Source organism: Polynucleobacter sp. AP-Latsch-80-C2, from assembly GCF_018882185.1.
GTDB lineage: Bacteria > Pseudomonadota > Gammaproteobacteria > Burkholderiales > Burkholderiaceae > Polynucleobacter.
The window spans coordinates 1-18,620 of sequence record NZ_JACVOY010000019.1 but is presented as its reverse complement, the minus strand read 5'-3'; the positions used below and the strand labels follow the sequence as shown (position 1 = coordinate 18,620).

The following is an 18,620-nucleotide window of genomic DNA, read 5'->3' as shown; positions in this document are numbered from 1 at the left end:
CTGTATTAATGGTGAGGCCAGTTAATGGTGTGCCACCAATCGTGCCAGTGAAGGTGGTATCACCGGTGGTTGTGGTTGATAAAGTATTCGCACCGGCAACAGTAGAGCTAAAGAGGATATTGCCAGCACCTACATTTAAGTTGGCATTAGCACCTAAGGTCACTGCCCCAGTGTAAGTTTGGGTACCAGTGGTGGTGATCGTATCGGTATTGATCGTGGTGGTACCGCTAACAGATAAGCCCTTGGTTGCACCAGACAAGATCACTGTATCGGTAGTGCCATCACCAAAGACTATATTGCCTGTAATCGTAAGACTATATGCACCACTGACTGTGCCCTTAGTAGTAATGGTTGAGCCAGTCAAGGTAGTGTCAGCACCTAAAGTGACTGCACCGTTATAAGTCTGGGTACCACTAGTGGTAATAGAGCCACCATTAATGGCAGTGGTGCCAGTACCGCTATTCAAGCTAGCAGCGGCGAAGGTATTGCTGATCGTTGTTGTAGCAGAAGTAGTTAAATTGACGGCGCCTAAGGCGGTGGTAGCACCAACGGTATTTGCAAAGGTCATCCCCCCAGAGCCACTAGAGATCGATAAGGCTTTAGCAGCGCTATTGCCGACAGTAGATTTAAACCATACCAAGCTATCAGTAGTGGTTAAGGTCACATCACTACCCAAGGTCACTACACCGGTGTAAGTCTGGGTACCGGTAGTAGTAATGGTATTGGTATTGATCGTAGTGCTACCGCTGACAGTTAAGACCTTGGCTGTACCAGATAAGATCACCGTATCTCCAGTTCCATTGCCGAAGACAGCGTTACCTGTGATGCCTAAGCTATAAGCTCCGGAGACCGTTCCGCCAAAGCTAGCAGTCGAGGTAGTAAGTTGTGTGTCATGGGTTAATGACAAATTATCCAAGTAACTTTGGATTCCTGTAGTTTTAACTACGTCTGTACCTAAAGTGGAGGAACCTGCAGCATCCGTAGTAATCGATGCCAAGATGGTGGTGTTACCAACCTGCTGATTAAAGCTGGTTGTTCCAGAATCATTTACCGTTATGCCATAAGTTCCATCAACCGTTCCAGTAAAGGTTACGTTAACACCAGTGATGACCGTATCGTGTTGCAGAACAACCGGATTACCATAGGTTTGGGCGGCTGTTGTATTAACGGTGCCACTTGCAATGTGGATGCTTCCTGTAGATCCTGAGCTAAATGATTTAAGGTATTTAGATGAGCCAATCAGACCGTTTACCTGAGTAATTCCAGCATCACTCAATGTCAAGGCCTGTCCACCTGAGGAAGTGCCATCTACATTTTGGCTAAAGGTGATGTTGTTGCCTGTTAAGGATAAATCACCGCCAATCGTGATCGCACCGGAATAGGTTTGCGCACCACTCGTTATTACACTTCCAGCAAGAGTACTTGTTCCCGAGATGATTAAACTGCTTGAGCTACTATCGCCATGGCTAATGATTGGGGAAACATCTGCACTTGCACTCATGACTAGTGATCCAGCCGTAAGAGAGGTACGCAGATCAAGGGTTGCGCCTGTAATGGTGAGGCTACCCGTGGTAGCACCTAAAGTGCCGCTACCAGAAAGAATTAATGTGCTTCCACCGTTAATGGTTGTTCCGCCATGATAGGTGTTAAGTCCAGTGAGTGTCTCAGTACCTGTTGTTAACTTAAGTTTTCCAGAAGAGCTATCGCTAATAGCCCCAGCAAAGGAATCTACTAGAGCAGATGCATTAGTGAGGGTTAATGTTTTGCTGCCAAGAGCTACGCTTCCAGATGATGATCCACTTAAACCAACTATGGACGTATCACCAGTTGCGCCTGAAATATCAAATGTACCGTTGACCAGGACATCTGACGAAGATGCAATTGAACCAGCACTGCTAAGTTGAATCTTGCTGCCAGCATTAATGGTCGTAGTACCGCTATAAGTATTGGCAGCGCTTAATGTCACAGTACCAGTGCCTGATGCCAGGAGGCTTCCTGAACCGGTCGTAATTTTTCCTGAAACAGCGATATTGCCAGTGTTGGCATCTAGGGCTAAATTGCTAGTAACGCCTGTGGCGTTTGTAAAGGCAACGCCACCAGTGCCAGCAACAGTCAAGGTATCTTTTGCGCTAGTAATAATCGCATCCCCGGATAGGGTTACAAGATTAGTAATCGAGTTATTGCCTTGAAGGTTAATTAATGTGCCTGATGTACCAATGGCACTGCCCAAGGTAATCGGGGTAGAAACGGTAATTGCTCCACTTGCGCTATAAAGCGCAAGTGTGCCGCCAGAATAGACAGTAACCCCAGAAGTATTGCCTAAGCCACCGGTGCTAGTTACCTTCACTGTTCCCAGGACAACCTTGGTAGGCCCTGAATAGGAATTGGTATAGGCTAATGTCAACGTGCTTTCAGCAGATGTATCTTTTTGGAGAATACCTGTGGATGCTCCAGATATCACGCCGCCTAATGTTTGATCGGCAGAGGATGCGTAGTCAAAAGTGGAGCCTGCGCCAATAGCAATTGAACCATTGTACGAACCAGAGCCAAGCGTGCCTCCTCCACCAATAGTGAGGATGGTTCCTGTACCACTAAGAGTAGTGTTACCAGAATAAGTATTAGTTCCCGACAGAATTTGACTGCCACCAGAAAGAACTAAAGCACCATATCCACCAATAGTTCCTAAGAATGTATCGGATGCTGCGGTAATTGTGAGAATCTTACTTCCCAATAATACATTTCCAGCGTTGTTGCTACCGCCAAGACTGGTAATCGAAGTATTGCCTGTAGCACCTGCAATGGTAAAGGTGCCATTGACAATAACATCAGCAGAAGTTGCAATACTTCCACCTCCCGAAAGAGCGAGAGTACTACCAGAATTAATAGTAGTTGCTCCATGATAGGTGTTAATTGCTGTTAGTGTGACTGTGCCAGTTCCAGCAATTGTTAATGTCCCGGCTGTAAGACCGGTAGCAATTGCACCACTAACAATAATATTGCGTCCAGCAGAACCTGAGGAGCTGGTGTCTAAGGTAAGATTTTTATTAGTTGCTGAAATTGCATTTCCAGCGGCTCCACTAATTGTCAATGTATCAGCAAGCGTCTGAATGGCCGCATTACCACTAAGGGTTATGGTGTTGCTAATGGTGTTATTTCCTGAAACGTTCACCAAGGCACCGGCAGGAGTTGATCCGTCACCACTACCAAGAGTAATAGGCTCTGAAATAACTAGAGTTGTTCCGTAAAGATCCAACTCAGCTCCCGAGCCAACAGTAGTTCCCCCTGCTGAGCTACCTAAGCCGCTATTGTTTGTCAGCTTTACCTTGCCGGCTTGAATGCTGGTTACGCCAGCATAAGTATTGGCATAACTTAATATGAGGGTACTTGTAGAGCTTGTATCTTTGGTAAGAGCACCTAATCCGGAAATCAAACCTGACAATGTTTGATTTACAGAGGAAGAGTACTGCAGCAAGGCTCCTGATCCGATAGCAATAGTTGAGCTATAAGCGCTGCCCCCACTAGAGTAACCCAAAGAACCTGCCCCACTAATAACAAAGGTTCCTCCATTGATTGTCGTATTTCCGCTATAGGTATTGGAACCAGATAAAGTCTGAGTTCCCGTAGTGAGGATAATGCCGCCACTACCGGAAATAACTCCTGCATATGCATCATTGGCATTGCTAATAGTTAGAGTTTTAATACCTAAAACAGTAGAAGCATCTGCAGCTATTCCATAAAGGCTCTTAATTGATGCGCCCGAGCTGGTAGCTGATATATCAAATGTTCCTTCGTTATCCAGCTTGGCTGAAGTGGCAATGCTGCCCGTTAGACTCAATGACAAAGCACTACCGTGATTGATGGTAGTTTGGCCGGTATATGTATTAACGGTTGTAAAGGTAACGGTACCAGTACCTGCAATAGTTACGGCACCTGCAACAGTAGAGATTGGGCTATTAACAGTGATGTTTCCTTCGCCAACGAATGTCAGAGCATTTCCGGAGCCAGTTACAGAACTTCCAGAAGATCCTGATAGCGTCAAGCTATCAGCCGAAACACCGATGGAACTAGCAGATCCTAAGACAAGGGAATGGGTGATGGAATTAGAGCCAGATACATTCAGTAATGCTCCGGCAGATCCAACACCAAGACCATTGAGGGTAATTGGTTGAGCAATTGAAAGGGAGGATCCAGAAATAGCTAGCGTTGCCCCTGAGGAAACCGTGGTAGCAGAAGATGAGCCTAATGCTTTATTGTTTCCTAAAGTTAAAGTTCCAGCATCAATGGAGGTTAGGCCAGTATAGGTATTAGTGCCGCTAACGGTTAAATTACTAGTAGATGATGTATTTTTAGTTAGCCCACCCTGTCCTGAAATCGTACCTGAAAGAGCCTGATCATGACTCGATGAATACTTAAACAAAGCAGCACTTGCAATAGCAATATTGGCTGCATAAGAGGCACCGCTTCCTAGATAGCCAGCCCCACCAATGACGAGTATTCCACCTGAGATTGTGGTATTGCCAGTATATGTATTGTTACCACTTAATGTTTCCTGTCCAGTCGTTTGGGTTAAAGCCCCACCGGCACCTGATATCACACCCAAAAATACATCGCTTACTGAGTCAGGATTGGAAAGTGTTAATAGCTTGCTACCCAATACGGCTCTACCAGTACTAGCTCCTTGGAGGCCAATAATAGATGTTCCGCTTGTAGTTGCAGATAGATCAAAAGTGCCGTTTGCAATGATGTCTGCAGATACAGCAATTCTTCCGGCGCCTGATAAAGCCAGAGTACTTCCAGCGCCAATCGTAGTGGTGCCCGTATATGTATTTACAGCGGAAAAGGTGGTTGTACCGGTGCTTGTTGTCGTGACCGTTGTGCCAGATCCTGCCATGATGACTGATACAGAAACAGGATGGGTGTTATCGTTATTAAAGTTATAGCCAGTTGATGTAATCGTTGTTGCAGCGCTAGTTCCATCAAGTATGTTTCCATCAGTCATTGTGACATTTGCAAGACTTGCGGTATCAATTCCATTTAAGTCAAGGTTTCCGCCACTGATGGTTAGAGTCTTATTTGCCGTTAAAGCATTTGTATTAGCTAACGCCAAAGTACCCGTAGTAATTGTTTCACCGCCAGTGAATGTATTTGCGGCACGTAGGGTAAGATTGCCAATGCCCGACTTAGTAAACGTTGTCCCTGTTATGGCACCAAATAAATTACTAGTCCCAGAGTTAGTAATAGTCAATGCACCGGTTAATTCCACAGTATTAGCTACTGATATAACACCACCAGTAAGAGAAAGTGTCGATAAATTATTCGTATGCCCTAACTTATTAGACAGCGTTGTACCTCCCGTGCCAGAGTTAATGCTCAGGGCACGTGCCGTAGTGTCACTATTCACAGTATTGGTAAAGGAAACCAGACCATTTGCTGTAGCGATGGAAGAATCGTGGGTCAAAGTGACTGGGCCATTCATCACAACAGCGCCTGAGCTCAATGCAAGTGCAGTAGTAAATTGACCATTGGATAAATCATATGAGGCAGAGCTACCTGGGGCCTGATAAGCGAAAGCCAGTGATCCGTAATTGGAATACTGATTTCCATACAGAATGGCTACAGGATAAATATTACCTGCCACCAGACTTACGGTACCAGAAGCTGTTTGCGTAGAATGCGCTCCACCATTATTGACTACTCTACTCGTCCCTGAAATTGCAAAAGCAGATTGATCAAGTATAGAGAGATTTTGGCCTGCACTTCCCACATAGACATAAGATGCTTCACCACTAGTGGTATAGAAAGTATATGTTCCAGAAACTGTTGGCGTGAAATAACCTTGAATTACTTGAGAGAGGGTGTAAATAGAATTCGCCAAAGAACTGCCATTAGTGACTGTTCCAGAACTCTGTAAGTAATAAAGTGGGCTGAAATATCCAGATTGATCGTTGAAATAACCTGAGTATGTCTGTTGGGTTAATCCATTCACTACGGAAGGAGCTGTAAATGTGCCAGTGGTTGTTATATTTCCATTCAAGGTAATGCCTGTTGGAGCATTAACCGTTAACTGACCTAAAGCATGACCGACGCCAATATCGCCTTCAAAATCAGCAATGCCACCCGTTGCAACGTTTACAGTTAATCCATATGGGGTAGCTGTGCTGCTATCAATGGTATTAATAAAAGTGATATTTCCAGTGCTTGTACTTAAGGTAATGTTATTGCTTACCTTTACTGGACCGTAATATATTTGTGGACCAGCAGTAGCAATATCACGATTTAATGTAATCGATCCAGTGTTGCCTGCCTTACCAATGGTTAATGCCGTTAAAGTAACTGGCGTATTTAAATATGAGAAGGTATCACTACTAAAGCTAGCATCTGTTGGGCGAATTGTTAAGGTTCCAGAACCGGTGAAATAAATACCATTGAGATAAGGCGCATTGTTTTGAATAATAACTGCCCCACCATTGATATTAAATGACGTTGTACCCGTGTTGGAATCGTTTGCGGTTAGTAGGAGTGTTCCAAGGCCTGACTTAGTGATGCTACCGCTATTTGATGCAACGATCCCATCAATTTCCAAAACCTTAGCACTATCAACATTGAAAGTACCGCTACCAAAAGAAACGCCTCTATTGATATTTAAGCTTACATTGTCAGTAACGTGTAATGTACCGCCACCAAAAGTAATATTACCGGCTGTTGCTGAGGCTGGTATGGCACCAAGATTACGATCTGCACTAATTTGTACAATACCTGCATTGATAGAAGTATTGCCAGTATAGGTATTTGTGTTGGTAAGAATCAGGGTTCCAGCATATGAACCGGTAACCAATTTACCTGATCCAGAAATGATTCCTGATAAGGTTTGGGTAACATAAGAGTAGTAGTCTAAAGTACCATTATTAACGATATCTGCGCTGTAATTTCCTGCGCTACTTGCATAACCCAATGAGCCCGAATAATTTAGAACGAGAGTAGCTCCGCTAGATATATTAGTTGTGCCTGTATAGGTATTTGAGCCTGTAAGATATTGTGTGCCGCCTGTGACCGTAATAGTTCCCGCTGTGGAGCTACTACTAATGACTCCATAAAAATCTTGGCTAAGGCCGCTGGTAAAAGTAATTGGCTTTGTTCCAAGAAGCACTCTAGTAGAGGTAGATCCAGATGCAAGAGATTTGATGGAGCTACCACTTGAAGTGCCGGTGATATCAAATGTACTTGAATTATCGAGCTGGAGATAATAGGAGTTAGCGATAGCGCCAGATCCAGTAAGCGTTAACGTGCCATTATTAATTTGCGTCCAACCTGTGTAAGAAGTTGCACTGCCAAGAACAATCCCGCCACTACCGCCTTGATATAAATTTCCAGACCCAGAAATATCACCAGCGTACGTCAGTGTATGGCCATTAGTATTTATATATCCCGTACTTCCTGTTGCCAACACCACACCTCGAGCAGTGGTTAGCGTTATATCTGCCAATAGTTGAAGCCATGCATTAGAAATGGTCAGAGAGCCGGCACTTCCACAACTGTTAGTGCCATCACATCCCAAGTTACCATCCGAGGAAATATTAGTATATCCAGCACTAAGTAAGGTTCCTCCAGTATAGGTATTAGCGCCTGACAAAATGAGTGTGCCACCACCACTCATAGTTAACTTACCTGTACCTCCCAGATTCGCTGAAATCGTATCCGTCCAGCAACAGTTTGTAACTGAGAAAGTGGTAGCGCTTAGCAAACCCTTTGAAGTACCGGTATCAGTAATATTTCCGTAATAGAGGGTTAGCAAACCAACAGATGGGGAGAAACCCTTTAGATCTAGGAAGCCGTAGTTAAAATTAACATCTTTATTTGTCGGCAAAGCTGCAGAACTTCCAAGTAGTACTGTTCCTTGATTATTAACTAGGGTTCCACCTCCATAAGTATTGGATCCTGATAAGGTGAGAGTGCCAGACCCTGAAAAAGTTAATCCAGCTGTGGCACCCGCTAAATTAGCGGAAGCTAAAGATGTAGATGATGTTGTTATTGAGTAGCTAGTTGCAGTAAGAGCTCCTTTAATCAATGCTGAATCAATAATCTGTGCGTTATAAAGTGTTACCCCCCCGACAGATGGGCTAGTACCGTTAATATCGAGGGCACCACCTTGAACCGAGACTGCGCGAGAAGATGGTAGCCCCCCACTATCAGTAATCTTGAGTGTTCCGGAATATATGGTGCTGCCATTGGTATAACTATTAGGAACTGAGAAAGTTAGCACTCCTACCGATCCAGTGTAATTGTCAAATAGCTGGAAATACCCCCCATTACTTGATAAAGCATGAGCAAAAAGAACTGCCTGGCCAAATAAATCAACACGATATTGCTGATTACTTGAATTACTAAATACGTCTGAGTAGTCGGCTGTATTGAGTGAGGTAAACCTTAAGGTGCCCCCCGAGAAGGCTATGATTCCAATGTGATCAAGTGCGTTTGCATTGCCAAGGGACAAGAATCCAGAGTTTAGGGTTATTCCATTCGCAAAGGAATTAATTGAACTAGGCGAGAGCGTGAGCACCCCTGCTGCGTTATAGGTATCTTGTAGATGTAGGCTGATGCTTCCAGAAAGTTGGCTTCCCCAGGTTACCGCATGCCCATAGACATCAATTGTGTATACCTGACCAGATACCTGACTTAAACGAGAAGAATAATCAGTTGTACTGTTTCCGTAGCGGAGTATTGCATTATTAGCAAAGCTAATTACTCCTGTACTAGAGCTCAGCGCATTCGTGCTATCGGCACTTAAGATGCCGCCATTAATAGCTACAGTACCTGTAAAACTACTATTACCACTAAGTGATTGAGTATAAGGGCCATTCTTAATCAGGGAAGTTGTCCCAGAGATTGCCCCAGAGTATGAATCAGTGTAATAGTTATATGAGCCCGTATACCAACTGGAGCTCGTTGTAAGTACAGGCGCCCCAGTCGCAGAAAAAATGCCCCCTGATCCATCGATACCAGCAACAGTCTGACTGTATCCATTTAAATCTAAACTACCATAAATGGTGAGTGTTGAATTGCTTGTCGGAAGTACGTTAGCAGCCCCCATTCGTAAAGTAGCACCAGATCCAATATAGGTCCCCTCCACTCCTCTATATGAAGATCCCCACGTATTGATACCTGAGGCTGGATTTAAGATGAGTACTCCGGAACCATAAGAATCACCCAAAACCAATCCTGTAATACTAAGCGCAGAAGTGAAGCTAACTGTTTGACCATATGTGTCAATAGAGACTACTCCACCAGTAATCCTTGATGAATAATCCAAATTATTATTTGCAGAATATCTTAAGGTTCCATAGTTTGTTCTGCTACCGAAATTAATACTTCCCGATGAACCAATGGATGAAGAGGTAGTTAGATATACATTACCGCCATATAAATTAACGCCACTTGTAAAGTTGTTGGCTATCACCGCATTAGAGCCATCTCTAGAGTTGTTCGAGAGTGACAGCACTCCAGCGCCGTTATATGTGTCTTTTACGGTTAACGAAGTCCCAGAAGCGGCCAATGAAGTTGCCCATGAAACAGACTGGCCATATAAATCAACTGAATATAGTTGACCAGTAGAGTTTACAAACCAAGAAGAGTAGTCAGTTTGGTTAGCAGATGAATAGCGTAAGGCGCCGCCGCCGAAAGATATATTCCGCAAAGTCGAGCCTAACGCACCGCTTGAATCCAACTCCATGGTCCCGCCATTAATATTAATTCCACTAGTGAGCGTATTTATGCCAGATAGCTTTAATAAACCTGTGCCCTGCTTCGTAAGACCATTAGCAGAAATATTGACGCTAATAATTACAGTGCTATCACTATTAACCACCAAACCAGAAGGCATAGTGACCGTTCCGGCATGGATAATCGAACCGCCATTCATGGTAAGCCCACTGACACCCTGAGTTGTATAGTTAATGTCTAAAGTTCCACCATTAACGGTAAAGGCACCTACACCCGACAAAATATTATTGAGGCCTGATGCTATTACGGCTGTACCAGATCCATTGACGATCAAACCACCAGTAGTCGTGGAGATTAATTTATTAATATTTATAGTACCAGCGCCTGTCAGAGTCAGATCAGTAGCCGTTCCTGACACTCCAATGGTTCCACCACTTGGCGTGATGTTTAATACTGATCCCGAGCTTGCTCCAATAGAAGCACTTGACCCAAGCGAAATGGCTGTAGATATCGTATTCGTACCAGCTGTGCTTAGGAGTGCTCCAGCACTATTTACACCTGCACCATTTAATGTCAATGGAGTTGCAAGAGTAATCCCACCAGAAATGGATAAGGTTCCCGAACTGTTTACAGTGACTCCAGAGCTTGTTCCTAAATTCGCAATAGCACTTATTGCTAAAGTGCCATCGTTAATTGTAGTTATCCCCGAATAAACATTGGCAGCTGAAAGAGTTAATATTCCAGCGCCAGATGCTCCACTTCCATCCTTGGTTAAAGTAGCGCCAGTAAATATTCCCGTGATAGAGCTATCAGAGGAGTTTGTAATTGATAGCCCCCCATTTGTACTTGTGTTGTCCAAGCTGATCTTGCCTGCCGTGATATTGGTTCCCGCTAAAGCTAATGAGGATAATTTTTGTGTTGTACCAATATCAGCTGCAAAATTAATTGCTGCAGCCGTCACATTTAGCGAATAATTTGTGGTGGCCTGACTGTTGACAACATTTGCAAAATTTACCGGACCGCCAACCGTTGGAACCACCACTCCAGAAGGATTTGGTATGGAAGAAATAATTACACTTTTAGCTAAAGCGACACTACCGGTAAAGCTAACCTGACCAGAATTAGGTGATGATCCGTAAAAATTGGTGAGTGATGCCGTATTTGCAATGGTTGTTGTCCAATACGACATGGTTAATACACTTGTACCGCCATTCTCACCATAGTAAATAGCGATTGGATAAATCTGATTGGCTATCAATGAAATTGATCCGCTTGCACTTGCAGGCCCATGTAATCCACCATCATTTACCACAGGTGTAAGCACTCCTAATGGATCGGGATTTGCTTGGAGTGCAGTTGTTAAGCTACCGATACTCTGATTTGCACTACCAATATACAAATAGGAGCCATCATCAGAAGTAAGAGTAAAGTTATACACCTCTGATGTAGTGGGTTTGAAATAGCCAGTCACTCTTATTCCAGAGTAGTCAGGATAGTAATTTGTCTGAGGTAAGAAGTTACCGTTAGTGCTAATTGCCACCCGAGACTGAACATAACTATTAAAAATAGTTAAATTGTTATTAAAGTAGCCCTGTGATAAATACTCCTGCATTAATAAACCATTGCTATAGGTAGTAACGGTATATACATTTCCATTTAGAATAATTCCGCCGGTAGTGGCAGACGCTACCAACTGATCTAAGGGCGTAGAAGCTCCAATATCTGCTGCAAAATAAAGAGCCCCTGCGTTTGCATTAATAGTGAAAATATTCGGCGTGGCAAGCGTGTATGAATCAATCGTGCTATAGAAATTAATTGAGCCCGCGGAAGAAGTTAATGTCACAGCATTGGTAGGTACACTGCTTATATCAACCTGATTACTCTTCAATACAACTGGGCCATAGTAATTCTGATTTCCAACGGTTGTAATATCTGAAACAATTTGAATGGCACCTATGTTTCCTACTTTACCAATTGTTAAACCATGGAGAGTGCTTGGGAGATGTAGATATGTAGTATCGAATGTTGCTGAAAAGCTTGTAGAGGTAGGCTGTAAAGTCAGTATTCCAGAGCCAGAGAACGTTATGTTTCCAAGAGCAAAATTGGTGATGGGATCATTATTATTAATGTATAGATTTGCAACTGCATTTGATATAGTCAGCACCCCCGATGAAATGGTGCTTGTTCCCGATAAAATCAAACTTCCATCGCCAGCCTGTGTAAATGCGCTACTACCGCTCAAAGCACCTGCATAGCTGACGGTTTTTCCTGAATCAATGCTGATGGTGGGAGTTCCGGAGAATCCTATTCCACGTGCAGAAGAAATTGTTAAGCTATTAGTTAAATGGAGGGTGCCAGGACCATTCAGGTTAATAGAACTAGAGGTAGCTCCCAGGCTGGCGTCTGACGAAACCGCTAATGCTCCACCAGAAACTGTTAAGCCTCCAGAGAAAGTGTTGGTATTACTCAGCGTCAGAACCAGAGACGAAGATCCATTGATGACTAATGCGACTTTTCCTGTACCAGAGACGTTGTCTTTGATTAAACCTGCATACGATGTCGTTGCACTACCGTCAAGGGTCAGTGTCTTTGTTGTTGAGCTACTTGAATTAAGAATTACTGGGGTCAAATCTGTTGAGGCGATTGAAGCAATCGAATCGTTATAACCAGCAAGATCAAATACTGCGGTGCCACTTAATAATAAGGCGGAGGAAGGGCCTACCGCTCCATTCACCCCAAGCTGAAGAGTTGCATTATTAATAGTCGTAGTGCCAATATAGTTATTGGTATTAGAAAGTATCAAATTACCCGCATTGATGGTCAATCCTCCATTGCCTCCAATTACTCCCCCAAATGTTGTGCTTGCATTAGAAAGGGATAAGGTATTTGAGCCAAGTGTTACCGTACCAGTACTTGCTCCAGATAATGTTGGGATTGAAATTCCACCACTTGCTGCACTGATATTCAGATTTCCATTTGCTACTACAGCACTGCTTTCAATAGTTCCGCTTCCACTCAACGCCAATGATGCACCGGAGGAAATCGTAGTTGGTCCCGTATAGGTATTTACGCCCGAAAGAGTCTGTGTACCTGCACTTAGCGTGATTCCCCCGCCCGAAACATCAGTTTGCCCCCCAGCATCTTTAATGCTGCCAGCAAAAGTACTTGCAGCCGCCGTGAATGTCAGAGTCTGAGCTCCAAGGTATACCAAATCATTTGCAGCAGTCCCCGCGCTACTTAAGCTGGTAATGGATGATCCCGTGCCAGAGCTAATATCTAAAATTGCCTTATAGCTGGCGCCACCAGCCAAAATCAGCTGCGAGCTTCCTGAGATGGCACCGCTACCGCTCAATACGAGGGTAGTGTTTAAGCCGCTACCGGCAGTGATAGTGGTTGGACCATGGAAGGTATTCACTCCGGTGAGAATTTCAGTGCCACCAGTTATGGCCAGCCCGCCACCGGTGGTATTTACCACTCCACCAGAGTCAGCAATAATCCCACCAAAAGTATTATTTGCTGTAGTCAAGGTTAATGTTTGAGCACCAACATAAATTAAATCATGCGCTGCCGTTCCCGTACTGCTCAAAGTAACAATTGAGGCGCCAGTGGTTTGAGAAATATCGAATATGGCGCTTCGGCCAGATGTCCCATTTAAAACAAGTAAGGCACTAGCGGCAATTGATCCCCCGCTCCCTAAAGCCAGCACAGAATTGCCAGAGGCGCCCGCATTGATGGTGGTTGACCCTGTATAGGTATTCGTATTAGTTAAGGTCAAATTGGCGCCACTACTAACTGTCAATTGAACTACGCCGCCAGTGCTCTCGTGATCCTCAATCAATCCAGCATAAGTAGTTGCTCCACCGGCGACGGTAAGAACAGAGGTTGATGTCACAATTGAATTGAATATCTTGTTGCTTGAACTCGCGCTTGTTAATGATGCTAGAGTCTGTGAATGCCCATATAAATCAAGCTGACTAGACCCACTCATTGTTAAATTAGTTGAGGATGAGAGGGTCGAAGCGTTATCCAGCTTTAATAAACCGCCAGAGATCAACGTATTTCCAGTGTAAGTATTTGCGTTTGCTAAGCGCAGGGTTGCGCCATTAATAGTAAAAGCAACTGTTCCACCACTGCCGCCATTATTCTTAATTACGCCATCATAGGTAGTTGTTCCACCTGTAACAGTTAAGATAGAAGTGCTTAAGGACACTGAATTTAAAATTACACTATTCCCACCAGATCCCGCCAATGAGGCAAAACTTTGTGAGTTTCCATATAAATCAAGCACCCCAGCTCCACTCATTGAAAGGGTTGATGTTGAAGCCAGAGTATTAGCGTTGGCAAGTCTGAGGGTGCCCCCACCAATTGTTGTCATCCCGGTATAGCTGTTCACACCCGAAAGTTTTTGAGTTCCGCCTGTGATAGTAAGGCCGCCACTTGATGAGTCACTTAAGATGCCAGAAAACTCGGTATTTGCAGAGCTAATAGTTAAAGTCTGCGCCCCCAAGAGAACGCTACCAGAACCAGACAGGGTGATAATCGATGCACCACTTGATGTAGAAGAGATATCGAAGATACCTTTAGTGCTTACTTGAACACCACTTGCCGCAATAGCGCCAGTGCCCGTGAGAATTAATGTTGTATTGGCGCCAATCGATGTAGTTCCACTATAATCGTTGGTAGAACCTGAAATTGTTTCTGTAGCAGTACCAAGCGCTACAGTTAAGCTAAGACTACCACCGCTACCTGTAAGTTTTCCGCTAAATGTATCAGCTGCAGCTGTCAGTATGAGTGTTTGTCCACCAATATTAACCACACCTGATCCAGCAAGACTTGCAATTGAAGTGCTAGGGCTAATGGCTGAAATATCGAAGGTTCCAGCAACATTGACGCGACTGTTGACGATACTTCCTGAACCAGTCAACGTTAATGCAGCACTTGAATCAATTGTTGTAGTACCAATGAAGGTATTGGCGCCTGTTAAGGTCTCAGTTGAACTATTGGCTAGACGCAATCCTCCATTACCACTAATAACACCAGCAAATGTTCCAGATGATGCAGTTAACTTTAAGGTATTAGCGCCCAATTTAACTTTAGCTAAGGCGGAGGATGCTATTAAATTTTTGATATCTGAGGTGATATTGGTGCTACTTGAAATATCAAATATTCCTGCGACAGCTACTCCTGAAGAGGTGGAAATTGAACCACTATCCATCAAAAGAAGGCTTCCACCTGAATTAACAGCAGTAGCACCTGTATAGGTGTTAACTCCTCGCAAAGTTAATACTGAGGTCGAGCCACCTAAGGACCCAACTGTAAGACTACCCCCAATATTTACTCCCTCAGACCCATCATTATCGGCAATGATCCCGCTAAAAATATCGTTTGCACTCGTCACTGTTAGCGCATTAGATCCGAGATAGATCTTTCCAGATCCGGAAATTGTTCCTACTGAAATTCCGCCGGAGGCTAAATAAATATCAAAAATACTACTTGTTGTTGAAAGCGTGATACCGCTCGAATTTCCAATGGCTCCTGAATCTTGGAGAGCTAAGGTACCTCCATTTACCGTTGTGAGACCCGTATACGTATTTGAATTTGTAAGAATTTCCTTTCCGGCCGTAAGAATGATTCCACCACCGGTACCGGTACTTGAGATCACCCCGCTAAATGTATCAATTGCATTTGAAATAGTTAATGGGGAGTTGCCCAGATGCACAGCGCCTGAACCGCTTAGGCTAACAATTGAGGTGCCACCCGATGCTGCAATATCAAGTATTCCTGAAACATTAACATGCGCTGAATTAGATACACTACCGCCGTTACCTAAATACAAGGTGGCACCTGGTGAGATGCTTGTAATGCCGGTATAAGTACTTGTTCCGGTTAAAGTCTCAGCCCCACCTGATACAGTTAAACTACCTCCAGTACCGCTGATAACTCCAGGGAAGCTATTACCTGATGAATCATGACCACCATTGGTGATGGTTAAATTCTTTGCTCCGAGAATAACCGTAGCCGCACCATTGGTACCAGAAATAGTCTTTATAGAAGCACTACTATTGGAAATTCCTGAAATATCAAAACTTCCATTAACAACGAGACCGCTAGAGGATGCCAAAATACCGCCATCGGATAAAACTAAGGTCTGACCTGCGTTTACAGTCGTTGTACCCGTAAAGGTATTTGCTTTAGTTAAGGTTACCGAACCTAATCCAGACATGGTGAAGTCACCAGTACCAGAAAGAATCACATCTAATTCTGCAGAGCTGGTTGTTTGTACGATATAAGTACTGGCTTGGAATACTCCAAGGGGGGTACCGGTATCCTGAGTTGTGCCACCATTAATGTAGAAATTACCAATTGAGATTGACTGACCTTTTATATCCAATACTCCGCCAGTAATCGTTACGGCTTGCGAGTCAGGCAGTGCAGAGCCGTTTCCTAAAATGACTGTACCAGTATTAATAATAGTGCCGCCTGAGTAGCTATTAGCTACACCTAAAGTAACCACGCCTGTCTGATTAAAGGTGAGCTGATGAGCCCCGCTAATTGCACCATTAATAGTGAAATTACCCGTGCCACCAATAGAAGCATCCCCGGCTAAAGTAATTGCTCCACTTGCTGTGGCAGCACTCAAAATATTAGAGTTAGATAAAGCGCCTGAAGAGCTGTTACCTGTTCCAGATAGACTCAATGCATTTGCAAGAGACGATCCGTTCAGGTCCAGCATCCCTCCGTTTACTGTAACGAGGGATGTACCCAAAGGACCTTTTGAAACGCTCCCAGCTAATCCGGTTGAATTGGCTGAGGTCTTAATAATGCCTGCGCTTATAGATGTTCCACCTGAATAGGTGCTATCGGTATTCGAAAGAATTAACGTACCTAAGCCAGATTTACTAAGCACAACTCCTGAGCCAGATATAACGCCGCTAATAGTGCTCGGGGAAATAGTTGAAGCATTATTTATTGATAAGGTTCCCAATGTAGAAAGGGTTATATCGGTTGCATTCAAAATATCAGCAGTTGCTGAAAAATTAGCCAATGAATGTGTATGTCCTACTGTTGATACAAAATTGACTGTATTAGATCCACCGGTTGCGGTAGTGACTGTTAATCCATAACTTGAGATTGCTGCACTATCTACAGCCCCTATAAATGTGACATTACCAGTAGAGGTGACCGACAAATTCACGTTACTAGCTATCGTTACAGCAGAATTAAAACTTGTACCACTTGTTGTGGACAATGTGGTCAAAGTTAAAGATGCGGGTCCCGAATCAACAATCAGATGCGTAAGCGGCGTTGACGCACCAACTGATCCGCCAAAATATGAGGTACCTGCAGTATGTAAGGTAAGTGATTTTTGACCATCGATAGTTGAGGATAGAGTGATATCTGAGCCGTTTGAACTTGATAATGTTGTATCACCTACTAAACTAATTGATCCCGCATAACTCTGGGCTCCTACAGTCTTAATTGCTGCTGCAATACTTGTTGGCCCCTTGGATTGCGTCAGGTCACTATTGCTTACTGTAATACTAGTCAAGGGATTTGAACCGCCTACGATATTTGAAAAGGTCGTAGTGCCGCCCGTTGATACGGCTAAATTATGAGGGCCATTTAAGATTGAGCCAAAGGAAACATTACCATTTGCTGTAGAAGTCAGCGTGAGATCCTGCGTAAAGCTGACTGCCCCTTGGAATGCTTGATTACTTAACGTATGAATACTTGAAGTGGAAATGGTCGCAACACCATCTATCTGCAGACTGCTTAATGCTATTGAGCCACCGACGGCTCCCATTAAGGTAGTTAATCCATTGGCACTGACTTCCAATGTTTGAGCGCCATCAATGGTTGTAGCAAAGTAGATTGCACCACCTGTGCTGGTCAAAGTGGTGTTATCACCTAAAATTACCGCCCTTGAATAGGTCTGGCCAGCAGTGGTTCTTATAGAGCCACCATCAATCAGAGTCCGACCATCGGTAACTGATAAAGATGACAACGCAGTAGAACCCCCTACTCCTGAAGCAAAGTGAGAATCGCCTGTTGTCGTGAGTGTTAAATTAACCGCTCCATTTACGGTACCTTTAAAATCAATTGAGGAGCCAGAAGTAGATTGAAGTGTTACATCGGCATTAAATGTCACCGCTCCATTGTATGTTTGTCCAGATGAGCTAATGATGGATGCAGATATAGAAATTGGACCTGAACCCGTACTGAGACTTGCTGAAGTAAAAGTATTGCCAATCGTTGTTGTACCCGTCGACAGAATATTTACTGCATTCAAAGGGGTGCTGCTTCCCACAACTCCATCAAATCGAGCTCCACCTACCCCGGTAGAAATAGATAAATTTTGTGAACTTGAATTACTCAAAGTTGATTTAAACCACACCAATGCACCAGAACTTGTTAAGGTCACATCACTACCCAGTGTCACTGCATCGTTATAGGTCTGAGCGGCAGTTGTAGTAATCGCGGTGGTATTGATGGCGGTAGTACCACCAGCATTAGTAATTAAGCTAGCAGCATAAATTGCGCCACCTAAAGTAGTAGTACCGGCGTTATTCAGAGTCAGTGCACCGATTGGTGTACCACTGACCCCTACCGCTGCTAAACCAATGGTGGCACTAGCGTAGCTACCAGTATCAATCGTCAAGGCCTTACCGCTGCCAGTAATCGAACTACCAAAGCTCACGCCAATCGTGCCAGTGCTACCAGTCGTAGTCAGAACCACATCACTACCCAGTGTGACTGCGCCAGTGTAGGTTTGAGCACCGGTGGTGGTGATTGAACCGTTTAAGGTGATGCCGCTCGTGGTGGTAGAGAAGCTCGATAAACCGGTCATTCCGGCTACGCTCACTGCGCCAGTACCGGCATTGAGATTTAAGCTATGGGTATTA

General features: G+C 44.1%; 1 protein-coding gene. It reads right to left on the bottom strand.

The annotated features are described in order from the left end of the window. Window positions 1-18,620 (bottom strand): autotransporter-associated beta strand repeat-containing protein (locus ICN47_RS12465; protein WP_216220234.1); only part of this gene is annotated, 18,620 nt, incomplete at both ends.